Source organism: Pseudomonas sp. H11T01 (assembly GCF_048515765.1).
In the GTDB taxonomy this organism is placed as follows: Bacteria; Pseudomonadota; Gammaproteobacteria; order Pseudomonadales; family Pseudomonadaceae; genus Aquipseudomonas.
Window position 1 is genome coordinate 139,362 of record NZ_JBLYED010000010.1, and the last position, 21,996, is coordinate 161,357.

Annotated in this window: 23 protein-coding genes; 13 read left to right on the top strand and 10 right to left on the bottom strand. The window is 57.6% G+C overall.

Translation table 11 applies throughout. The annotated features are described in order from the left end of the window. Nucleotides 1-69 precede the first annotated feature (69 nt). From ACN1C3_RS15570 to ACN1C3_RS15580, 3 genes are all read left to right on the top strand, one after another. Nucleotides 70-1,719, top strand: coding sequence for an acyl-CoA dehydrogenase family protein (locus ACN1C3_RS15570; protein WP_419116671.1), 1,650 nt, complete (start codon nucleotides 70-72; stop codon nucleotides 1,717-1,719). A gap of 21 nt (nucleotides 1,720-1,740) precedes the next feature. Next, nucleotides 1,741-3,240, top strand: coding sequence for an AMP nucleosidase (amn, locus tag ACN1C3_RS15575; protein WP_419116672.1), 1,500 nt, complete (start codon nucleotides 1,741-1,743; stop codon nucleotides 3,238-3,240). A 71-nt stretch (nucleotides 3,241-3,311) separates the two neighbouring features. Further along, nucleotides 3,312-3,953 (top strand): pseudouridine synthase, encoded by a 642-nt coding sequence (locus tag ACN1C3_RS15580; RefSeq protein ID WP_419116673.1) that lies wholly within the window; start codon nucleotides 3,312-3,314, stop codon nucleotides 3,951-3,953. Here the strand turns inward: ACN1C3_RS15580 and ACN1C3_RS15585 are convergent. The 5 genes from ACN1C3_RS15585 to ACN1C3_RS15605 all read right to left on the bottom strand — a co-directional run bounded on the left by ACN1C3_RS15585 (nucleotide 3,948) and on the right by ACN1C3_RS15605 (nucleotide 8,297). Continuing rightward, nucleotides 3,948-4,157: a DUF2788 domain-containing protein gene (locus tag ACN1C3_RS15585; RefSeq protein ID WP_419116674.1), complete on the bottom strand. Its 210-nt coding sequence runs from the start codon at nucleotides 4,155-4,157 to the stop codon at nucleotides 3,948-3,950. The genes ACN1C3_RS15580 and ACN1C3_RS15585 overlap by 6 nt on opposite strands. A 259-nt stretch (nucleotides 4,158-4,416) precedes the next feature. Then, entirely contained in the window at nucleotides 4,417-4,896 is a 480-nt protein-coding gene (locus ACN1C3_RS15590) for an Lrp/AsnC family transcriptional regulator (protein ID WP_419116675.1), read from the bottom strand. Between the two features lie 353 nt (nucleotides 4,897-5,249). Further along, nucleotides 5,250-5,744: a GreA/GreB family elongation factor gene (locus ACN1C3_RS15595; protein WP_419116676.1), complete on the bottom strand. Its 495-nt coding sequence runs from the start codon at nucleotides 5,742-5,744 to the stop codon at nucleotides 5,250-5,252. A gap of 118 nt (nucleotides 5,745-5,862) precedes the next feature. Next, nucleotides 5,863-7,716, bottom strand: a complete 1,854-nt coding sequence (locus tag ACN1C3_RS15600; RefSeq protein WP_419116677.1) for a DUF4105 domain-containing protein — start codon at nucleotides 7,714-7,716, stop codon at nucleotides 5,863-5,865. Nucleotides 7,717-7,808: 92 nt separating this feature from the next. Next, the gene (locus tag ACN1C3_RS15605) at nucleotides 7,809-8,297 is read right to left on the bottom strand and encodes a DUF3015 domain-containing protein (protein ID WP_419116678.1); all 489 of its coding nucleotides are present in this window, start codon (nucleotides 8,295-8,297) and stop codon (nucleotides 7,809-7,811) included. 278 nt (nucleotides 8,298-8,575) lie between these two features. Between ACN1C3_RS15605 and ACN1C3_RS15610 the strand changes: the two genes are divergently transcribed. Both ACN1C3_RS15610 and ACN1C3_RS15615 read left to right on the top strand, forming a co-directional pair. Further along, nucleotides 8,576-11,026, top strand: a complete 2,451-nt coding sequence (locus tag ACN1C3_RS15610; protein WP_419116679.1) for a Lon protease family protein — start codon at nucleotides 8,576-8,578, stop codon at nucleotides 11,024-11,026. A gap of 205 nt (nucleotides 11,027-11,231) precedes the next feature. Further along, nucleotides 11,232-11,555, top strand: coding sequence for a hypothetical protein (locus ACN1C3_RS15615; RefSeq protein WP_419116760.1), 324 nt, complete (start codon nucleotides 11,232-11,234; stop codon nucleotides 11,553-11,555). Between the two features lie 24 nt (nucleotides 11,556-11,579). On the opposite strand, the gene ACN1C3_RS15620 is transcribed toward ACN1C3_RS15615, so the two are convergent. Beyond that, nucleotides 11,580-13,412, bottom strand: coding sequence for a hypothetical protein (locus ACN1C3_RS15620; RefSeq protein ID WP_419116680.1), 1,833 nt, complete (start codon nucleotides 13,410-13,412; stop codon nucleotides 11,580-11,582). A gap of 161 nt (nucleotides 13,413-13,573) precedes the next feature. Here ACN1C3_RS15620 and ACN1C3_RS15625 point away from each other — a divergent pair, with 161 nt between their 5' ends. From ACN1C3_RS15625 to ACN1C3_RS15635, 3 genes are all read left to right on the top strand, one after another. After that, nucleotides 13,574-14,062: a TIGR00645 family protein gene (locus ACN1C3_RS15625; RefSeq protein ID WP_419116681.1), complete on the top strand. Its 489-nt coding sequence runs from the start codon at nucleotides 13,574-13,576 to the stop codon at nucleotides 14,060-14,062. A gap of 133 nt (nucleotides 14,063-14,195) precedes the next feature. After that, a complete protein-coding gene (locus tag ACN1C3_RS15630; protein WP_419116682.1) occupies nucleotides 14,196-14,498 on the top strand; it encodes a DUF6482 family protein in 303 nt (100 codons plus the stop codon). Nucleotides 14,499-14,629: 131 nt separating this feature from the next. Then, a complete protein-coding gene (locus ACN1C3_RS15635; protein WP_419116683.1) occupies nucleotides 14,630-15,247 on the top strand; it encodes an FKBP-type peptidyl-prolyl cis-trans isomerase in 618 nt (205 codons plus the stop codon). Between the two features lie 134 nt (nucleotides 15,248-15,381). On the opposite strand, the gene ACN1C3_RS15640 is transcribed toward ACN1C3_RS15635, so the two are convergent. The 3 genes from ACN1C3_RS15640 to ACN1C3_RS15650 form a co-directional block, all read right to left on the bottom strand. Continuing rightward, a complete protein-coding gene (locus ACN1C3_RS15640) occupies nucleotides 15,382-15,639 on the bottom strand; it encodes a hypothetical protein (RefSeq protein WP_419116684.1) in 258 nt (85 codons plus the stop codon). 209 nt (nucleotides 15,640-15,848) lie between these two features. Beyond that, complete coding sequence (locus ACN1C3_RS15645; protein WP_419116685.1) at nucleotides 15,849-16,190, bottom strand: zinc ribbon domain-containing protein YjdM; 342 nt, start codon at nucleotides 16,188-16,190, stop codon at nucleotides 15,849-15,851. A gap of 177 nt (nucleotides 16,191-16,367) precedes the next feature. After that, nucleotides 16,368-17,336 carry a polyprenyl synthetase family protein gene (locus ACN1C3_RS15650; RefSeq protein ID WP_419116686.1) on the bottom strand — a complete coding sequence of 323 codons (969 nt, stop codon included), beginning with the start codon at nucleotides 17,334-17,336 and terminating at the stop codon, nucleotides 16,368-16,370. A gap of 241 nt (nucleotides 17,337-17,577) precedes the next feature. Here ACN1C3_RS15650 and rplU point away from each other — a divergent pair, with 241 nt between their 5' ends. The 5 genes from rplU (at nucleotide 17,578) to ACN1C3_RS15675 (ending at nucleotide 21,373) form a co-directional block, all read left to right on the top strand. Beyond that, nucleotides 17,578-17,892 carry a 50S ribosomal protein L21 gene (rplU, locus tag ACN1C3_RS15655; RefSeq protein WP_003443915.1) on the top strand — a complete coding sequence of 105 codons (315 nt, stop codon included), beginning with the start codon at nucleotides 17,578-17,580 and terminating at the stop codon, nucleotides 17,890-17,892. Between the two features lie 35 nt (nucleotides 17,893-17,927). Beyond that, nucleotides 17,928-18,203: a 50S ribosomal protein L27 gene (gene rpmA / locus ACN1C3_RS15660; RefSeq protein ID WP_150641122.1), complete on the top strand. Its 276-nt coding sequence runs from the start codon at nucleotides 17,928-17,930 to the stop codon at nucleotides 18,201-18,203. A 195-nt stretch (nucleotides 18,204-18,398) separates the two neighbouring features. After that, nucleotides 18,399-19,622 (top strand): Obg family GTPase CgtA, encoded by a 1,224-nt coding sequence (gene cgtA, locus ACN1C3_RS15665; protein ID WP_419116687.1) that lies wholly within the window; start codon nucleotides 18,399-18,401, stop codon nucleotides 19,620-19,622. A gap of 123 nt (nucleotides 19,623-19,745) precedes the next feature. Further along, on the top strand, nucleotides 19,746-20,864 hold the full coding sequence (gene proB, locus ACN1C3_RS15670; protein ID WP_419116688.1) for a glutamate 5-kinase: 1,119 nt from the start codon (nucleotides 19,746-19,748) through the stop codon (nucleotides 20,862-20,864). Nucleotides 20,865-20,908: 44 nt separating this feature from the next. Then, nucleotides 20,909-21,373, top strand: coding sequence for a CreA family protein (locus ACN1C3_RS15675; RefSeq protein WP_419116689.1), 465 nt, complete (start codon nucleotides 20,909-20,911; stop codon nucleotides 21,371-21,373). Nucleotides 21,374-21,554: 181 nt separating this feature from the next. Here the strand turns inward: ACN1C3_RS15675 and rpsT are convergent, their stop codons facing one another. Further along, complete coding sequence (gene rpsT / locus ACN1C3_RS15680) at nucleotides 21,555-21,833, bottom strand: 30S ribosomal protein S20 (protein ID WP_003215870.1); 279 nt, start codon at nucleotides 21,831-21,833, stop codon at nucleotides 21,555-21,557. Nucleotides 21,834-21,996: the final 163 nt, after the last annotated feature.

Genomic DNA, 21,996 nt, shown 5'->3' on the forward strand with positions numbered 1-21,996 from the left:
TATGCCACTTTGTTCGGGCGGGGTGCGGTGATTAACTGAAGTTCTGGTCCACCCCAAAGGAGCCCCGTCATGAACCTGCATCAGTTCGCCGAAACCCATGAGGTCACCAATCAGCCACCCTCGCTGGATGGCACCAACCTCTATCGCATCGACCTGCCATTGCAGGAGTGGGCCCGGCGCTTTGGTGCGGGTTGGGCCGAATCTCGCATTGATGGCTACGGCGCGCTGGCCGGTGGACCGTTGATGGCGGCCGGTTTTTTGGCCAATCAGAACAAACCGGTGTTCTCGAGTCATGACCGTTATGGTCATCGCATCGACCTGGTTGAATTTCATCCGGCCTACCATGAGTTGATGCGAACCGCAGTCGAGCATGGTTTGACCTCATTACCCTGGACCGATCCGCAGTCCGGTGCACACGTGGCCCGAGCGGCCATGAGTTACCTGCACAGCCAGGCCGAAGCGGGCAGTGGTTGCCCGCTGACCATGACCTTCGCCTCTGTGCCGGCGCTTCGACTGCAACCGGACATCGCTGAGCAATGGCTGCCGAAAATTCTTGCCACCGAGTACGACCCTCGCAATGTCGGCATCGCCCATAAGGCCGGCGCCACCATCGGTATGGCCATGACCGAGAAACAAGGCGGTACCGATGTGCGGGCCAACACCACCAAGGCTTTTCCGGTAGGGGCTGCAGGTCCGGGCCAAGCCTATGAGTTGATCGGGCACAAGTGGTTCTGTTCGGCGCCGATGTGCGATGCCTTCCTGACTCTGGCTCAGACCGACAAGGGTTTGACCTGTTTCCTGCTGCCGCGCCATCGCCCGGATGACACCCGCAACCAGTTCTATATCCAACGCCTGAAAAACAAACTCGGCAATTGTTCCAACGCCTCCAGCGAAGTGGAGTTCCGCGGCGCTCTGGCCTGGATGGTCGGCGAGGAAGGTCGCGGTGTGCCGACCATCATCGAGATGGTCGCCATGACCCGTTTCGATTGCATGGTCGGTTCCAGCGCACTGATGCGTCAGGCGCTGACTCAAGCCGCTCATCATTGTGCGCATCGTAGGGTCGGCGGTCGTTTGCTCAGCGAACAGCCCTTGATGCAAAACGTACTGGCCGATCTGGCGCTGGAAAGTGAAGCCGCACTGGCGCTGAGCATGCGCATGGGCCGAGCGCTGGATCATCTCGACGATTCACAAGAAGCCAAATTCGCCCGGCTGGTGACGGCGGTGGGCAAGTATTGGATCTGCAAACGTGCACCAGCCATGATCAATGAAGCCGCTGAGTGCATGGGCGGCGCCGGTTATGTCGAAGACAGCATCCTGCCGCGTCTGTACCGTGAGGCACCGGTGAACTCGACGTGGGAAGGTTCCGGTAACGTGCAATGCCTCGACGTGCTGCGGGCCTTGTCAAAAGAGCCGGGCGTGCTCGACATGCTGTTTGCCGAGTTGGGCGATGGTCATGGCGATAAACGTCTGGCCGCGCACATCAGCCAGTTGCAGGCGGCGATCAAGGACACCGACGACATTCAATACCGCGCCCGGCAACTGACCGAAGACATCGCACTAGGCTTGCAGGCCAAGCTATTGCTGGAAGCGGGCAATGCCAGTGTCAGTGATGCCTTCATCGCCAGTCGCTTGGGTACTGCCGGTCGAGTCTATGGCACGTTGCCGCGCGGCCTGGATGTGGAAGCGATTGTTGCGCGTTCGACACCACAGGGCTTCTGATCGCGCTGACTTGCAGGCAAGATGAAGGCCTGCACGTCAGAACACAGGATGCTTATCGTGACCGAAGCTTTTATTGTCGTTCAAACCGCCGAGCAAGCCGTAGACCGGCTTGCCACTCTGCACGAGCGTGCCACCACTGCGCTGAGCCAGGCCCTCAAGCGCTACCTGAAGGATCGGGTCGAGCCAGACGCCGAGCAGCGCGCTTTATTTCGCTATCCTGAGTTGCGCCTGACCTACCTCTGCCAGGGCGAAGTCCCGCAGACCACTCGGGCTTACGCCAAAGTCCAGTTACCGGGCACTTACAGCGTCACCGTCACCCATCCTTCAGCCTTCCGTAATTATTTACTGGAGCAACTGGTGCCGCTGATGCACGACTTCACCGTGACGGTGGAAGTAGGCGTCAGCGAGCAGAACATTCCTTATCCATACGTGGTTGAGCAGGGCGATGAACTCGGCGGCTCCGGTGTCACCGCTGCGGCGCTGGCGCGGGTGTTCCCGAGTACCGATCTGTCGGCCGCCACCGACGGCATCGCCGATGGCCTTTACGATTGGGAAAATACCGATCCGCTGCCGTTGGCGCTGTTTGATGCGGCGCGGGTCGACTTCTCGCTGCGTCGTCTGGTGCACTACACCGGTAGCGACTGGCGACATGTGCAGCCATGGATCTTGCTGACCAACTATCACCGCTACGTCGACCAGTTCATCGTTCACGGCCTCGAGCAATTGCGCACCGATCCGCGCTTCGTGCGCATGGTATTGCCCGGCAACGTGATCATCGAAAAGAGCATGGACCACGGCGAAGCCTCGGCCATTGCTGCCGGTGTGGTCTGGCATCGTTATCAAATGCCGGCTTACCACCTACAGGCCAGTGACGGCCATGGCGTGACGCTGGTGAATATTGGCGTCGGTCCGTCCAACGCGAAAAACATCACCGACCATTTGGCCGTGCTGCGTCCGCACTGCTGGCTGATGATCGGCCACTGCGGCGGTTTGCGTCAGTCGCAGACCATTGGCGACTACGTGCTGGCGCACGCCTATATGCGTCGCGACGGGATTCTTGATCGAGTTGTGCCGCCGAACATTCCGATTCCGGCCCTGGCCGAAGTGCAGCTGGCGCTTCAGCAAGCGGCGGCCAACGTCACGGGCGAGAAGGGCGACGATCTGAAAAAACGCCTGCGCACCGGCACCGTGCTGACCTACGACGACCGTAACTGGGAACTGCGTTGGGCTCAGGAGCGTCCGCTGATCAACCTGTCGCGAGCCGTGGCGGTGGACATGGAAAGCGGCACCATTGCTGCCCAGGGTTATCGCCTGCGAGTGCCTTACGGCACCTTGCTGTGTGTGTCGGACAAACCGCTGCACAGCGAAATCAAACTACCGGGTTCGGCCAACGCGTTCTACGAACGTGCGGTCAGCCAGCATTTGAAGATCGGCATCGCTGCGGTGGATTTATTACGTACTGAACTCAACTCACTGCACTCACGCAAACTGCGCAGCTTCGACGAACCGCCGTTCCGCTGATTGTTGCGATGGTTATTTAGCGATCAGGGCACTAGCATTGGCAGCCCTGATCGTTAGATGTTCTTTTTGCCATGCCGCGTCCACCTCGTCCCGCTTCCCGCCGTCCAGGCGCGAACAAACCGCAAACCTCATTAGCACCGCGCCGTGTCGCCAAAGCGCCACCGGCGGAGCCGAAGCTGATTCTGTTCAACAAGCCATTTGATGTGCTGACTCAATTCAGCGACGGCGAAGGGCGGGCCACGCTCAAGGACTTTATCGACATCCCCGGCATCTACCCGGCGGGCCGGCTGGACCGTGACAGCGAAGGTTTGCTGCTGCTGACCAACGACGGCCAGCTACAGGCGCGGATCGCTGACCCCAAGCACAAGTTGGCCAAGACCTATTGGGTGCAGGTTGAGGGTGAGCCTAGCGCTGAGCAATTGCAGCGTTTGCGCGACGGTGTGGAGCTCAATGACGGCATGACCTTGCCCGCCGAGGCGCGCCAGATTGAAGAACCGCAGCTGTGGCCGCGCAATCCGCCGGTGCGTTTTCGCATGAGTGTGCCGACCAGTTGGCTGGAGCTGGTGATTCGCGAAGGTCGCAACCGCCAGGTGCGACGCATGACGGCCGCAGTGGGCTTGCCGACGCTGCGCCTGGTGCGCGTGCGAATCGGCGACTGGTCTATCGAAGGGCTTGATCAGGGGCAATGGCGGGAAGTGCCGGCCAGCCTATGAGGAAGTGTTCTCGATATAAGCGATGACGACGCTTTTGATGATGAACGCGAAAATACCCAGGCCCAGCACGAAGAACAGGATAAGAGTGCCGAACTTGCCGGCCTTGGATTTTTTCGCCAGATCCCAGACGATGAAACCCATGAAAATGATCAGGATGGTCACCAGACCGGTCATCATCCACTCTTCGAATACTGCAGGATCCATTGAAACTCTCCAGCGCGGGCGGGGCAAAAAAAGGCCGGGGGAGTATACGCCAAGGGTGATTGTTGGCGCATTGACCTGTGTCGGTCTGTCGCAGTCCTGTGGACGAACTCATAAGTGTGGCGAGGGAGCTTGCTCCCGTTCGAGCGCGAAGCGGTCGCAAAACTGGCTGGCGAGTTCTGTCTGAATAACCTGATTGGATGATTTTAGGGCCGCTTCGCAGCCCAGCGGGAGCAAGCTCCCTCGCCACAGGGAGTCGCATTCAGCTGCGAAGGTGAGTCAACGGCAACTCAGTGCTGTTGAGCACCTGATTGAGCACAAAGCTCGACCTCACGCTGGTCACGCCTTCGATGCGGGTCAGGTGGCCGAGCAGTAGTTTCTGATAGTGATCCATGTCCGGAACGACCACTTTGAGCTGATAGTCGGCGTCCATTCCAGTCACCAGGCTGCATTCGAGTACTTGCGGCAGGCTGCGAATCGCCGCCTCGAAGTTTTCGAAGCGCTCGGGTGTGTGCCGGTCCATGCCGATCAGTACGTAGGCGGTCAGGCTCAGCCCAAGCTTCTTGCGATCGAGCAGCGCGACCTGGCGGGAAATATAACCGTCGTCCTCCAGCTGCTTGACCCGCCGTGAGCAGGGCGATGGCGACAAGCCGATGCGTTCGGCGAGCTCTTGGTTAGAGATGCGGGCATCACGCTGCAATTCCGCCAAAATGCTCAGGTCGTATCGGTCGAGTTTGCTCATGGATCAGGCCTTTGTCATAACTATTGCGGTTAATTATCTATCCGTAGTTAAAAATTGCGCAAGCTATGTTTATTTGAGCAATCTTCGCAATCCTCTGCCGGGGCCTCAGGCCTATTCTTATTACCAGAATCACTGCCCGGACAAACAGTCCAGTGCGGCTCGCCGAATCAGGCAAGCTGCGGTCGCCAATCCCACAGGGTTGAGTCGGCCCCCGGGCTACACACTGTCCAGAAGACGGAGTGAGGTGAGCCGGCGTCATAAGCGTCGAGCACGGACGAAGTTCTCAAAGGGAGGCCGACGGGTCTCCCTTTTTTATTGTGGGTCAGAAATGGCCAAACTCTCTGGGGTGTCGCTTAAGCTGGCTCGATGCGGATTATTTCGATCAGCTGATCGCCGGCCGGTCGCTTCCACTGCACTTCATCGCCCAGTTGCGCCCCAAGCAGCGCACCCCCCAGCGGTGAGCCCCAATTGATCAGGCCATGGGCGGCATCGGCCTGGTCTTCGCCGACCAATTGCACACGTTGTTCCACGCTGTGTTCGTCGGCAAAGGTTACCCAACTGCCAATCTGCACTTTCTTGGTTGAAGTCGCCGGTGTGACCACTTGGGCGCTTTGCAGGCGCTGATTGAAGTAGCGCAGATCACGTTCGATATCGGCCTGGCGCTGCTTGTCTGCCTGTTCACCTTGGGCCGATTGTTCGCTGTGCTGCGTCTGCAGTTCAGCGACTTTGGCCTGAAGTTGAGCAAGGCCTGCGGGGGTGACGTAATTGGGCTGCGCGCTGACCTGCCGTTCTACCGGTTGGTCGGTTTGCGCAGCGGCGAGATCTTCATTGACGAAGGCGCGGCTCATGGTATTTCTCCCTTGATGGAGTTAGGGCCATGGTCGCAGCCATTTGGTTTCGACGATTGCCCGAAAGCGACTTATTACGAGCGATAAGCCCGCGCCGGGCTACGCTGCAAATCCCAAGTCAATAGTGATACCACTTAAACTCCAGCATCACCTCATTCTCCGCTGACGCCAACTGGCTGAACTCACGCTGTGCGCTCAGGCGCAAGCCGAGGTTGCGGGACAGCTCCCACTGCTGGTTAAGGCTCAGGCTGCGGCGCACTTCGCCGTTGGTGAAGTAATCCCCTTTGGCTTCCAGGCTGAGATTTCCCAGCGGATTGCGCCAGAGCAGACCGGTGTTGAACCCTGCTGCCGGGGCGATGAACCCGGCGAAGTCGGCATTGTGCTCGATGCGCACAGTGCCGAGGGCGAAGCCAAGCATCTGGTCGCTGAGCTGCCAGGTGCCGCCGGCACCGCCATTGACGTGGCTGACCAGAGTTTCATCGTCATGCTTGCCCGGCACTCGCTCCAGGCCGCCCGTGACTTGCCAGGACAAAGGTTGCAGCAACTCGTTACGTGGGGTCAGCGAGCGGATGGTCGCCAGGTCCAATTGCTGTAACTGCCAGTGATTGCCTTCGTACTGGCGCAGCTTCATCTGGAGGATTTCGATCTGCGCACCGAGGGGGAAGCCCTCGGCATTGTCGTTAAGGTCGTGATAGGCCATGCGCAGGCCATATTCGCCAAAGGCTTTGTCGCCCCGAGTACCGATGCCGGCTTGCCAGGTACGTGATTCGTGACCGTTCTCGGGGAGGCCTGGACGCTCTATCTGCAACTCCGGCGCCGGGTTTTGACTGATTGCCCTCAACAATTCAAAGCTGCGTTGTGAACGCTGTGGATCGCGCTCCTGGCCATTAGCGCGATAGCGCTCAAGACGGTAGGCGGCGTCAATAATCAGCGCCTGACGGGCCCGTGGCTGGGCCTTGAAAGCCGGACCCTGCAATTGCGTCTGGTCGGCGCTGACCTTCAGCACCCAATCCTGTTCTTCGTCGGTCAATGGTTCGGCGCGACTCAGCAGTTCGCGCTCGCGGGACGGCCGATAATCAATCTTCTCCACCAGCCCGGCTTCCTTGACCGCTTTCACCGTGTCGGTGGGGATGGCGGTCAGCGGAAATTGTTCAGTCAGCTTCAGGCTCGGACGTGCCACTTGCAGCAATTCCAGCAAACGGTAGGAACAGTTTTCGTCGAAGAAGAAGTAGTCGAACTGGATCTGCTTGAGCTCCCAGACGTGCTCGACCATACGCTCGGTTTCTTCCGGGCTCAGGTTCAGTTGGTACTCCCACAGATCGCGGTTTTCCAGGCTCCGGTATTCCGAGAGTTTTTCCTGATAGGGCACCAGCGCGAACAGGCCGGGATAGCCGCCCATCAGGCCTTTCCAGGCGTAGAGAATGCTGTTGTCCGAGCCTTCGATATAGGCGCCGAAGTTGATCGCGTAGCTGAGCAGGGCAGTGTGGTCTCTCTGTACGTCGGCCTGGTCGATACGCAGCAAGGTGTGGCCGAACATCGATGACGGGCTGTTCAAATAAGCCGCCGGGAAAATCAATACGGCGCTGTGGGGTGCGACGTCCTTGAACCACTGCTTGAATTCAGCGCAGTCCACGGCGGGTAAGTCGTTCAGATTCAGCTGCGCTTTCAGCCAGCGGGTGCGTGCCGGGTAAACGCATTGCGCGTGTTTTTCACCGGCGCTGACCGGGGCGTACAGTGCTTGCAGGGTTGCGCTCAACTCGGCGTCGGGATGATGGGCACCATCGGCTGCGAGGAAAAACTTCGGATCGCTGACATAGCTGCGCCAGCCCCCAAGCTTGGCGGTTTCGTAGTGACCCAGGGAAATCCAGAAAGTGTCGTTGGCCAGTTGCTGTAAACGTTGATTGTCGATATGAGGCGCGGCGGACAGCGGGGCGCAGACACAGAGCGCCAAGTAGGCAAGGCGTTTGAGCATGGTGGGCAACTTAGAATTCAAAAACAAAAGACCCAAAGCGGGACAGGTCTAAAAACAAATCCCGCCCCTGGATAGGAGCGGGTGGGTCGAGCTTAAGCCGGGGTGGCGTATTTGGCCAGACGAGCATCGCCTTTCAGTACGGCCAAAGTATTGGTGTGCACATCCTCAGCCGTCACATCGGCTTTGCTGAAAATCTGCTGGAAGTGTTCGTGAGTGACAGTAGCGAAGTACGCGCGGTCTTCAGGGGCGACACCCAGCACTACTGCGTAGGTCGTCAGCGCTTCGCCCTGACCCTTGGCCATGTCTTCGGACAGTTCGTTCATCATGCCATTCATGGCAATCCAGGATTTGCCACCATAGGTCAGCTCAGCGTTGGTCGCACAGCCGTTGGTGCCGGAAGTCATGCCGAAGGTTGCGTTGCCGGAGGTGCCGTTGGTGGTAGATGCCAGGAAGTGCGCCGGGGTACCACGCTGACCTTTGAACAGCATATTGCCCCAGCCGCAATCCGGGCCGCCTGGTGCTTGGGCCATCGCATTGAGGGATACAACAGTGAAAAGAGTACCGAGAAGAATCCGTTTCATAGCTATGTTCTCTTTATGTGCAAACCAATGGACAAGGGGTTTTGGCCCATGCCGGCGCCAGTTGGGCCGGTTATTAGTCCAGCCGCGCAGTTTGGAGTTTAGGCACGATCCAGGGGTTCCGTGATTTTTCGCAATACACACCTCGAAATGGCCTCTTTTCCCCCGTCCCGGCAGGTGTTTGTCTCTTGTCTATGCTTTGCCTTACAGCGCGCCTTGCCAGCCGGGTATACCCGGCGCCAGAATGCGGCAATCTGCCCCGCCTGATGTAAGGAAGCCCGATGCCTGATCCTGTTGCTGCCAGCTTGCGTTTAGCGCCCGAAGCGCTGACCCGTCCGTTTTCCGCTGAACAGTTCAGCTTCTCTACAACCAATGATCTGGAGCCTTTTCGCGGTGTGCTTGGCCAGGAACGTGCGGTCGAAGCGTTGCAGTTCGGCGTGGCAATGCCGCGCCCCGGTTACAACGTGTTTGTCATGGGCGAGCCCGGCACCGGCCGGTTTTCTTTCGTTAAACGCTACCTCAAGGCCGAAGCCAAGCGCCTGCAGACCCCGGCGGATTGGGTCTACGTCAATAATTTCGATGAACCGCGTGAGCCGCGTGCGCTGGAACTGCCTTCGGGTGCGGCCGGTGCGTTCATTACGGATATCAACGGTCTGATCGACAACCTGCTGGCGACCTTCCCGGCGGTGTTCGAGCATCCGTCCTACCAGCAAAAGAAAAGCGCCATCGACCGTGCTTTCAACCAGCGTTATGACCGCGCCCTGGATGTGATCGAGCGCCTGGCGCTGGAAAAGGAAGTGGCTCTTTACCGCGATAGCACCAACATCGCCTTCACCCCGATGAGCGAAGGCAAGGCGCTGGACGAAGCCGAGTTTGCGCAACTGCCGGAAGTTGATCGCGAACGTTTCCACGTCGATATCGCTATGCTCGAAGAGCGCCTCAACGAAGAGCTGGCGAGCCTGCCGCAGTGGAAGCGCGAATCCAGCAACCAGATGCGCCAACTCAACGAAGAAACCATCACCTTGGCTTTGCAGCCGTTGCTGGCGCCGCTGTCGGAGAAGTACGCGGAAAACGCTGGGGTGTGCGGTTATCTGCAAGCCATGCAGGTTTACCTGTTGAAAACCGTTGTCGAGCAATTGGTCGACGACAGCAAAACCGACGCGGTGGCGCGCAAGCTGCTGGAAGAGCAGTACGGCCCCAGTCTTGTCGTTGGGCATCACGCCAGCGGCGGTGCGCCCGTGGTGTTCGAGCCGCACCCGACCTATGACAACCTGTTCGGTCGCATCGAGTACAGCACTGATCAGGGCGCGCTGTACACCACCTACCGACAACTGCGCCCGGGAGCTTTGCATCGGGCCAACGGCGGTTTCCTGATCCTCGAAGCCGATAAAATGCTCAGCGAGCCGTTCGTTTGGGATGCGCTGAAGCGTGCATTGCAGTCGCGCAAACTGAAAATGGAATCTCCGCTGGGTGAACTGGGTCGGCTGGCCACACAGACGCTGTCACCCCAGGTGATTCCGTTGCAGGTCAAGGTCATCATCATTGGCGCCCGGCAGCTGTACTACACGCTGCAAGACCTGGATCCGGACTTCCAGGAGATGTTCCGGGTACTGGTGGACTTCGACGAAGACATCCCGATGTTCGATGAAACCCTTGAACAGTTCGCTCAGTTGCTGAAAACCCGTACCTCGGAAGAAGGCATGGCACCGCTGACCGCCGATGCGGTGGCGCGCCTGGCGACCTACAGTGCACGGCTGGCCGAGCATCAGGGGCGGTTGTCGGCACGTATCGGTGATTTGTTCCAGTTGGTCAGCGAAGCGGATTTCATCCGTGATCTGGCCGGCGACGAGATGACGGATGCCGGGCACATCGAACGTGCCTTGAAAGCCAAGGCGACTCGCACTGGACGCGTTTCAGCGCGGATTCTCGACGACATGCTGGCGGGGATCATTCTGATCGATACCACGGGCGCGGCAGTGGGCAAGTGCAACGGTCTGACCGTGCTTGAAGTCGGTGACTCGGCGTTCGGTGTGCCGGCGCGGATTTCCGCCACGGTCTACCCGGGCGGCAGCGGCATTGTCGATATCGAGCGCGAGGTCAACCTTGGGCAGCCGATCCACTCCAAAGGTGTGATGATCCTCACCGGGTATCTGGGCAGCCGTTATGCCCAGGAATTCCCGTTGGCGATCTCCGCGAGCATCGCCCTGGAGCAATCCTACGGCTATGTCGATGGCGACAGTGCCTCCTTGGGCGAAGCCTGCACCTTGATCTCGGCCCTGTCGAAAACGCCGCTCAAGCAGTGCTTTGCGATCACTGGTTCCATCAACCAGTTCGGTGAGGTGCAAGCGGTTGGTGGGGTCAACGAGAAGATCGAAGGCTTCTTCCGTCTCTGCGAAGCTCGTGGTTTGACTGGCGAACAGGGGGCGATCATTCCGCAGGCCAACGTCGCGACCTTGATGCTCGATGAGCGCGTGCTGTCGGCCGTGCGAGCCGGGCAGTTCCACGTCTACGCGGTGCGCCAGGCTGATGAAGCACTGAGTCTGCTGGTCGGTGAACCTGCCGGTGAGCCGGATGCAGAGGGTCAATTCCCCGAGGGTAGCGTCAACGCGCGGGTGGTTGAACGCCTGCGAGTGATCGCGGAAATGGTCAGCGAAGAAGACCTCAAGGAAGCAGAAAAGGAAGCAGAAAAAGAGGCGATCCAGGAGGCGTTGGTAGCGGCCAAACCGGTCTGAGGCTGACCTGTGGCAAGGGGGCGATCCCCTTCGCCACAAAGCTGGCGTCAGTGTTCGAAAAATGACCATTCAGCGCCGCTGGTCTTTGCAGGCTTTGCAGTTCGGACTTTTACTCTATTCTCAGGGCAAGGATATCGACAGTAATCACTGGATCGAGACAGCCTTCCTGTGGAGGTTGAAACCGGATCTACCGAGGGTCGCCGCCATGTCGCGCAACCTCTGCCTTACACGCCAGTGCCTTGGCCTGGTCACCCGTATCGAATGCAGCATTCGCCCGCTTGCGGGAGATACCGGTATGTGGACCTTACTCTTCGCCGCCGGAATGGCCGGTGAACAACCTTCCGCTATCAAAGCTCAGGGCCCGTTTCATGGGCCGTTCGTGGCCGAAGAAATCCTTGAAACCATCGTTGAAAGCCTGACCTTGCATGGCTACGAACTGGCCGATGATCCGCAGATCTGGTGCCTGCATTTACAGGCGCAACTGCGGGAAATCAACGGCGGACGTAGTCGCCCCTCCAGCGACTTTTGACGGCATCCTGAACACTTAAGATCGTTATTCGACAGGGTTTTCTGGTTCCGCCTTGTCGAGCTTGACCTCGAAGCCATATTCGACGGTGTTCAGTTCGGTGCGTTGGTAAGTTTCCAGATGAGTTGGCTGGCCGTAGAAGTAATGCACCTCCAATAACGCCGGCCCGTCTGTGGTTGCGCTATGACTGACTGCAAGAATCTCTTTCAAGTAATTGCCGCTGTCGTCTTTGGCATAAAAACGCCAGTCCTGCGACGGGAACAGCTTTTGGTCGACAATCAGGGCGTTACCCTTGAACTCCAGGCCTTTAGGTAGATGGCGAACGTCGACAGTGTTTTTTTCGATGCTGGCGAAAAATAACGGCATCGAACCAATGGCGTAGGCAGGGGTTTCTGGAAACAGATTCAGGTCATAGGTGATGGTGGCGTGGAGCGGATCGATCCGGAAGGCTTCGGGTGGCAGCTCTATGGGACCATCGCGTTTGCCGGTTTCATCTTGAGTGAAGAAGGTCACGGGCGTGTCGCCGGCATTGAAAGAGGAACCCAGCAGTTCATCATTGAAGGTTTTCGGGTGACCGAACTCAATGCGCGCGGCGCTAGCGTCTTCGACGGATTGGCTGATGGTGATGCTCTTTTTCAGCTTGTCCTTGTCGAGGGTTGCATCCTTCAGATAAGTCGCCGCTGAATCGTCATACACCACCACGGGCAATGACAGGCTCTGAATGGCTTTCTCGGTGGTGTTTCTGTCGAACCGACGCACTGGCAGCTCTAGATCCTTGCGAGTGACCGTGACGGTCGAGAAGTCGAGCACGCTGACGTCCAGGTGCTCGATCGCGCCGTTGAAATACACCTTGGTGTAGTGGCTGGTCTGCTGGCGTTCAAAAGTCTTCTGCTCGTCCTCAAGTTGTTTCTCGAAGGTCTCGCTCCAGGCCTCTTGTTTTTGCATCTCGGCCAATTGTTTTTCATAGAACGCAATTTGTTCGGCGTTCTCGTTGATCGAGCCCGAGCGCGTGAGGAATTGCCCTGTCGTATCCCTGGCTTGAACAATCAGCGGATTGAGCGGGGTTTCACCGACTTCAGGCGCCAACGGCGCGCTGTTGCTCAGTTCGATTTCCGCGTAGTTCTTTTCGAGGCTCAATAGCGTGACGGTGATGTTTTCATCCGTGCGTTTTTTACCCACGTCCTGTTTGGTCAGGTCGAAGGTGAATACTTTGCGCGGCGCGATGACTTCCACCTTGCCCTGCAGTGCCAACGGTTGAGGCTGATTTTTGTTGTCGACTGCCAGCCCTTCGATGAAGGGGTAGGTCACCGTCAGATCATCGGGATTGGTCAGGTTGGAGCTCGAAGGACTCAACTGAATGCCGGGATCGGTTTCCGACCATTCGGGCTGAAAGGGGACGACCTTTTTGTTACTCAACGTTACCGACTGCCATTCCAGCCCATGAGGAAATGGAAACTCTGCTGCCATGCTGAAGTTGAAAGGGAACACCGGTTGCAGGTCGGTCAGGTAGTCGGAACTGGACGACTTGCGCAGCACGAACAGGCCATTGATGTAGGTATCGACCAAGGCTTGCGGGCTTGGATAGTGCTTGAGCAAGGCCATGGCATCATCGCCATATTCGGTTTCGACAGGCTTGCTCTTGAGCTTGAGTTGGGCACGCTCCAGCAGCAGCAAAGAGCCGCCGAGATTGGCCACGGCGTCCTTGAGCTTCGGGTCCTGGATAGCGTCCAGCGATTTTTCGAACTGCGCGGTCTTGTCTTCGAGACTGGTCTGGCGCTTCTCATCACTGGGCGAGCAACCACTGCTGATGAGTAGCGCGATGCACAGGCCGACACTGGTTAAAGAGAATCGCACATCCATTTTTCAGTCTTCCTGTCCGACGTCAGTGAGCTGCGTGAATGCTTTCGACACTAGCAGAAAAACTCTTTCTCAGACGCGCATGTCATGGATTTCTCTGCGGTTTATGGGTTTTGGGTCGGCTGATATACTCGCCGCCGTTTTCAGACCTGATGTGAGATTTAATGGAACGCTTTATCGAAAATGCGATGTACGCCTCGCGCTGGCTGCTGGCGCCGATCTACTTTGGCCTGTCCCTTGGCCTGCTTGCCCTGGCCCTGAAGTTTTTCCAGGAAGTCTTTCACGTTATCCCCAACGTTTTCTCGATGGCCGAGACGGACCTGATTCTGGTGTTGCTGTCGTTGATCGACATGGCGCTGGTGGGTGGCTTGCTGGTAATGGTGATGATTTCCGGTTACGAGAACTTCGTCTCCCAGCTGGACATTGATGAAGACAAGGAAAAGCTCAACTGGCTGGGCACGATGGACTCCTCTTCATTGAAAATGAAGGTGGCCGCCTCGATCGTGGCGATTTCTTCCATTCACCTGCTGCGCATATTCATGGATGCGAAGAACATCGATCCTGAGCACCTGAAGTGGTATGTGATCATTCACATGACCTTCGTGATCTCGGCGTTTGCCATGGGTTATCTGGACAAGCTGACCAAGCACTGATTGCTCAGGACCGCTGTACCGAGCCGCCCGGCCGTTGTGAAACGGACGGGCGGCGGCGTTTCTGGCTTGTGCTTTTTCACGGCGAGGCATATGCCTGTAACTGTCTTGGGTTTGAATTGCGTGAGGTGCGCTCATGAATCTGCAAGAGTTGAATGCTTATGCCATCGCCGGGAAGGTCGACGAGCTGAACCTGATCTCTCTTGAAGGCGGTATTTACCTGATCGAGGCACGGATGCACGGTGCGGCTTACCCTTTGAGCGACACTCGTGGACAGATGATGCATGTGCGTTCTGTGGAGCATGCCCGCGAGGTGCTGCACGCGTTTCCGAAGCTACCGATGAACCTGATCCAAACCCCGGTTGACGATGAAATGTGCGGGATGGCAGGCGGCGCCGAGGAAAGCTCGCGGGTGCCGATCGCTTTCCGTTATACCTGACAGGTCGGACGCGCGCTCATCACGGCCTCGACTTGTGTGCTAGTCTGCTCGCCCTTTTGGTTCCGGGCGCCCCGGAATGCGCTGTGCACGCACGGCAATTTCCCGAGCCGTCCGCACAGCGGAGCAGTGTTATGTCTGAAGTAAATCTGTCCACCGACGAAACCCGCGTCAGCTACGGTATTGGCCGTCAGCTGGGCGACCAACTGCGTGACAACCCGCCACCAGGCGTTAGCCTTGACGCGATCCTGGCAGGTCTGACTGACGCCTTCGCCGGCAAGGAAAGCCGTGTTGGTCAGGAAGAAATGTCCGCCAGCTTCAAGGTTATCCGTGAAATCATGCAAGCTGAAGCGGCTGCCAAGGCTGAAGCGGCTGCTGGCGCTGGTCTGCAATTCCTGGCTGAAAACGCCAAGCGTGACGGCATTACCACTCTGGCTTCCGGCCTGCAATTCGAAGTACTGACTGCCGGTGAAGGCGCCAAGCCATCGCGCGAAGACAGCGTGCGTACTCACTACCACGGCACTCTGATCGACGGCACTGTGTTCGACAGTTCCTATGATCGTGGTCAGCCTGCAGAATTCCCGGTGGGTGGCGTGATCGCTGGCTGGACCGAAGCTCTGCAACTGATGAACGCCGGTAGCAAATGGCGTCTGTACGTGCCGAGCGAACTGGCTTACGGCGCGCAAGGTGTTGGTAGCATTCCGCCGCACAGCGTACTGGTATTCGACGTCGAACTGCTCGACGTTCTGTAAGACCCGATCCAATGTGAATGCGAGCCCTGTGGGAGCGGGCTTGCTCGCGATAGCGGTTTGTCAGTCAACATCACTGTTGAATGTGCCGGCCTCATCGCGAGCAAGCTCGCTCCCACAGTTTTTTACGGTGATCTTCATATCTGGAGCCTGGTACTCAGATCCCCCGCTGGCCGCAACGCCCGGGCGTAGCAGAACAAAAACAGGTTGCGCACCAGCTCCTTGAGCACCACGGGTTCGCTGGAACTCAGGCCATTGACGTCCAGGTCGCCCTGATCCTGCAGCTCATTCAATGCTTCTTCTTCCAATACCGCACAGACTTCCCCGGTTTCCCGATGCAGGATCCTGAGGTAAGGGTGTGGGCGGTCCAGCCAGGCATCAATCAAATAAGTCATGGTTCTCATCTCCTTTGAAGGGTTCAATGAGAATAATTCTTATTCAGTTAATAGCAAGTACCTATTGGCAGTTTCTATTTTTTCTGTGAGGGAATTGCTATCGGTCAAAAGGACTGGCCTTTTGCTATGGAGGTGGAGATTGTCAGGGGGATCAGCGGGGGGAGGGAGGTGCCATCCCGCACAGCGCACGGGATGGAAAAGCCGCAGGTTCAGACCTTTCTGACGAACTCGGATTTGAGCTTCATCGGGCCGATGCCATCGATCTTGCAGTCGATGTCGTGGTCGCCATCGCACAGACGGATGTTTTTGACCTTGGTGCCGACCTTGACCACCAGTGACGTGCCTTTGACCTTGAGGTCTTTGATCACGGTGATGGTGTCGCCATCTTGCAGGACATTGCCAACCGAATCCTTTTTCACGGATTCGTCGGACGCAGCCTCGGCTTCGCCGCTTGCGGACCACTCATGGGCACATTCCGGACAGATCAGTTGAGCGCCGTCTTCATAGGTGAATTCGGAATTGCATTTTGGGCAGGGTGGCAACGTGCTCACTAAAGCTCCTTGAGTTCAGGTTGGCTAAAAGGCACGCATTATATAGGGTTTTAGGCAGGAGAGGGCGCATGTGGTATGGCGGAGAAAAAATCGCAGCCTTCGGCAGCTCCTACAAAGAAATGCGTATCCCTGTAGGAGCTGCCGATAGGCTGCGATCTTTTGATCTTGCTTTTGCGATTAATGCGTACGAGCTACCGCAAACTCACTCAACTCCACCAGCGCATCACGGTATTCGCTGGCTGGTAGCGCTTCGAGGCAGGTGATGGCACGAGCCACGTAGTCACGGGCCAGTTGCGCGGTGTAATCCAGCGAGCCGGAGGCTTCCACGGCAGCGCGGATGCTTTCCAGGTCTTCGATGCCGCCTTTCTGGATCGCCTGGCGCACCAGCGCGGCTTGCTCCGGAGTGCCTTCGCGCATGGTGTAGATCAGCGGCAGGGTCGGCTTGCCTTCGGCCAGATCGTCGCCGACGTTCTTGCCCAGAGTTTCGGCGTCGCCGCGGTAATCCAGCAAGTCATCGACCAGTTGGAAGGCTACACCCAGGTGATCGCCAAAGGTGCGCAGCGCCTCAGCCTGTTCAGGTGTGGCACCGGCCAGGACCGCAGCACTGTGGGTCGAAGCCTCGAAGAGCATCGCGGTTTTGCCGCGGATGACTTCCATGTAGGTTTCTTCGGTGGTGCTGGCGTCCCGAACCTTCGACAACTGCAACACTTCACCTTCAGCGATGATTCGTGTGGCTTGCGAAAGGATCTTCATCACTGGCATCGAGCCCAGTTCGACCATCATCTCGAAGGAGCGCGAGTACAGGAAGTCGCCGACCAGCACGCTCGGGGCGTTGCCCCACATGGCGTTGGCCGTCGAGCGGCCACGGCGCATGCCGGACATGTCGACCACGTCGTCGTGCAGCAGGGTGGCGGTGTGCAGGAACTCGATGGTCGCGGCGAGCAGGCGCATGTCATCGCCTTCGCGACCCAGGGCCTTGCCACACAGCAACACTAATAACGGACGCAGGCGTTTACCGCCGGCCGAGGTAATGTAATCGCCGATTTTCGATACCAGCGGCACTCGGGAAGTCAGCTGCTTCTTGATGATGCCGTCGACGGCGCTAAAATCGTCCGCCACCGTGCGGTAGAAAGCTTGGGGTTGCATCAGCGACAGGTGCTCCAGAAGGGTTGCGCGGCATGCTAGGACTCAGGTCGGCAGGTGTCAAGGCGCTATGCTCAGGCACTTGCATCGTCTTCGCCGCTTGCGTACAATCGCGCACCCTGAACTTCCTGGGCAGCACCTGCCTTACGCAATTGCATCTGGGCCGTTCCAGCCTCATGCAGCCATGCCAGCCAATACCTCTTCTTATAAAGAGCTGGGTGAGCAGGATTATCGGAGAAATACCATGTCTTACGCAGTAATCGTTACAGGCGGCAAGCAGTACAAAGTCGCCCCAGGTGAATACCTGAAGATCGAAAAGCTGGAAATCGCTACCGGCGAATCCGTAACTTTTGATCGCGTTCTGTTGGTTGCCAATGGCGACGACGTGAATATCGGTGCTCCAGTTGTTCCTGGCGCTACCGTTGTTGCTGAAGTGATTTCCCAAGGTCGTCACGATAAAATCCGCATCATCAAGTTCCGTCGCCGTAAGCACCACATGAAGCGTATGGGCCACCGCCAGTGGTACACCGAGATCAAAATCACCGGTATTCAGGCTTAATTTCAGCCTAATTCCTCACTAGGAGAATTGAACTCATGGCACACAAAAAAGCTGGTGGTAGTACCCGTAACGGTCGCGACTCAGAAGCCAAACGCCTTGGCGTGAAGATGTATGGCGGCCAGGTTATCATTCCGGGCAACATCATCGTGCGTCAGCGCGGCACCCAATTCCACGCCGGTTACGGTGTTGGCATGGGTAAAGATCACACTCTCTTCGCTAAAATCGAAGGCGTGATCAAGTTCCAGGTTAAAGGCGCCTTCGGTCGTCGTTACGTAAGCATCGTCCCGAAGACTGAAGTCGTCGCGGCGTAATTACGTAGTTGCTGGAAAAGCCCTGTCTTGCGACGGGGCTTTTTCGTTTGTGGGGTGAGTCTCTTGCAAAACTGTTTGTATGGGCTGCCAGCGCTGGATTTTGCGGTCGTTGATTGAGGTCGCTGCGCTCATTTTTGCAAGAGTCTTATGTCTTAGTGCTTTTCAGCTCGCCCATGCGGCGAGGGGCGTTTTGTTATGAAGTTTGTTGATGAAGTTTCGATTCGAGTAAAAGCTGGTGACGGCGGCAATGGTTGCATGAGTTTCCGTCGGGAAAAATTCATCGAGAATGGTGGTCCGAACGGTGGTGATGGTGGTGATGGCGGCTCGATCTACATGATCGCCGACGAAAACCTCAACACCCTGGTGGACTACCGTTACACCCGGCATTTCGATGCTGAGCGTGGCGCCAACGGCGGCAGCACCGACTGCACCGGCAAAAAAGGTGAAGAGATGGTTCTTCGGGTTCCGGTCGGCACTACGGTGATCGACGCGAGCACCCAGGAAATCATCGGTGATCTGACCAAGGCTGGTCAGCGCCTGCTGGTGGCCAGCGGTGGCTGGCACGGTTTGGGTAACACCCGTTTCAAATCCAGCACCAACCGTGCGCCGCGCCAGACTTCTCCGGGTAAGCCGGGTGAGGCGCGTGATCTCAAGCTGGAATTGAAAGTGCTGGCGGACGTCGGTCTGCTGGGTTTGCCGAACGCCGGCAAAAGTACTCTCATTCGCTCGGTGTCCGCGGCCAAGCCGAAAGTGGCTGACTATCCGTTCACGACCCTGGTGCCGAACCTGGGTGTGGTCAGTGTCGATCGCTGGAAGAGCTTCGTGGTGGCCGACATTCCGGGGTTGATCGAAGGTGCTTCGGATGGCGCGGGTCTGGGGATTCGCTTCCTCAAGCACTTGGCGCGTACCCGTCTGTTGTTGCACCTCGTCGACATGGCGCCGCTGGATGAAACCAGTGCGCCGGATGCGGCTGAGGTTATCGTCAGCGAATTGACCAAGTTCAGCCCATCCCTGGCGGAGCGTGATCGCTGGTTGGTGCTGAACAAGTGCGACCAGATCCTTGAAGAGGAGCACGAAGCTCGGGTCAAGGAAATTGTCGATCGCCTGGAATGGACTGGTCCGGTTTATGTGGTCTCGGCCATCGCCAAAGAAGGTACCGAACAGCTCTGCCGCGATATCATGCGTTACTTGGAAGATCGTGCTGATCGTCTGGCTAACGACCCGGCCTACAAGGAAGAGCTGGCTGAGCTCGATCAGCGTATCGAAGACGAGGCGCGTGCTCAGTTGCAAGCGCTGGATGATCAGCGTGCTCTGCGTCGCAGCGGCGTGAAGAGTGTCCACGACATCGGTGATGATGACTGGGATGAAGAAGATGTGGATGATGAAGATGGTCCGGAAATCATTTACGTCCGCGACTGATTCATTGCAGTAAACTAAAACGCCGCTCATCGAAGCGGCGTTTTAGTGTCCAAGAAACGGTAATCACGAATAATTTTATGGGCGGCGCTCGGTCGCGCGGCTCTCAAGCCAAGGTTGAAGAAGATGCGGAGCAAGGTGGCAGGTGCGCAGCGCTGGGTCGTGAAGATCGGCAGCGCTTTGCTGACGGCGGACGGCAAAGGTCTGGATCGCGCGGCAATGGGTGTCTGGGTCGAGCAGATGGTGGCTTTGCATGAGGCTGGTGTCGAGCTGGTGCTGGTTTCCTCGGGTGCGGTGGCGGCGGGTATGAGTCGCCTTGGCTGGACTGTGCGACCCAGTGCCATGCATGAGTTGCAGGCTGCTGCTGCGATCGGCCAGATGGGATTGGTGCAAGCCTGGGAGTCGAGCTTCGCTGAGCATGGTCGGCACACCGCGCAGATCCTGTTGACCCATGACGACCTGTCTGACCGCAAGCGCTACCTCAATGCTCGCAGCACCTTGCGCGCGCTGGTCGAGCTCAAGGTGATCCCGGTGATCAATGAAAACGACACCGTGGTGACTGACGAAATCCGTTTCGGCGACAACGACACATTGGCGGCGTTGGTGGCCAACCTGGTCGAGGCTGATTTGCTGGTGATTCTCACGGATCGCGATGGCATGTTCGATGCGGACCCGCGCAATAATCCCGATGCTCAACTGATTTACGAAGCGCGCGCCGATGATCCGGCCCTCGATGCGGTGGCGGGCGGCACGGGTGGTGCTCTTGGTCGTGGTGGCATGCAGACCAAGCTGCGAGCTGCGCGTCTGGCTGCTCGTTCCGGTGCTCACACGATCATCGTGGGTGGGCGTCTGGAGCGCGTGCTGGATCGGCTAAAGGCTGGCGAGCGCATCGGCACTTTGCTGTCGCCTGAGCGCGGCATGCTGGCGGCGCGCAAGCAGTGGTTGGCTGGGCATTTGCAGACACGCGGCACTTTGGTGCTGGATGCGGGTGCGGTTGCGGCACTGTCCCAAGGCAACAAGAGCTTGCTGCCGGTTGGCGTCAAACTGGTTCAGGGCAGTTTCCGTCGTGGCGAAATGGTTGTTTGTGTGGCGTCGGATGGTCGTGAGATTGCCCGTGGCCTGGCCAACTACAGTGCTCTGGAGGCGCAAAAGATCATAGGTCAGTCGTCTGAGGCGATTGTTGGTCTGCTAGGTTATATGGCTGAGCCGGAGCTGGTTCACCGGGATAATCTTATTTTGGTTTAAAGAGCGGTTTAAGACGCGGTTTGATTGGCGTAAGGAAAACCTGAATGCGCTTGGTAAAAGGATTGTTGGGCTTGCTGTTGGCTTTGCCGCTGCTGGCTTCGGCCGAAGAGATCGGTCAGGTGTCGACGGTGTTCAAATTCGTCGGCCCAAATGACCGTATCGTCATCGAGGCCTTCGACGATCCGAAAGTTGAAGGTGTGACCTGTTACCTCTCGCGGGCCAAGACCGGTGGCGTGAAAGGTGGATTGGGGTTGGCTGAGGACCGTGCCGAGGCGTCTATCGCTTGTCGTCAGGTCGGGCCGATTAGTTTCAAAGGTGAGCTGAAGGATGGCGAGGAGGTGTTCAAAGAGCGCACCTCGTTGGTGTTCAAGACCATGCAGGTGGTGCGCTTCCTCGACAAGAAGCGTAATACCCTGGTTTATCTGGTCTACAGCGATCGCCTGATCGAGGGCAGTCCGCAGAATGCGGTGACCGCAATCCCGATTCTGCCGTGGGCGCACAATCAGTAATCTGACGCAGATCCAATGTGGGAGCGAGCTTGCTCGCGATGAGGGGCTGACATTCAATATCTGTGTTGGCTGAAAGTACGCTATCGCGAGCAAGCTCGCTCTCACATTTTTACGTAGTGCCTGCTAAATCGCAGACAATAAAAAACCGACCCTAGGGTCGGTTTTTTAACAAGCGTGTCGCTTAGGCTGCAGCAGCAAGGTTCAGAGCCTTGATGTGGCCGTTCAAGCGACCTTTATGGCGAGCAGCTTTGTTCTTGTGGATGATGCCTTTATCGGCCATACGGTCGATAACTGGCACGGCCAGAACGTAAGCAGCTTGCGCTTTTTCAGCGTCTTTTGCGTCGATGGCTTTAACTACATTCTTGATGTAGGTACGAACCATGGAACGCAGGCTGGCGTTGTGGCTGCGACGCTTCTCAGCCTGTTTTGCACGTTTTTTGGCGGAAGGTGTGTTGGCCACCGTCGAGCTCCTCGAAAGACTTTGGGAAATAGCAAACAAAATAGGCCGCGAATCATGCCGATGAGTTGAAGTCTTGTCAAGGGCAGGTGATGCGTTCCGCTGAGTGGTAGATGAAGAACGCCGGGATATTTCTTTCCGGCGCTTGACCTGTAAACTCGCGAGC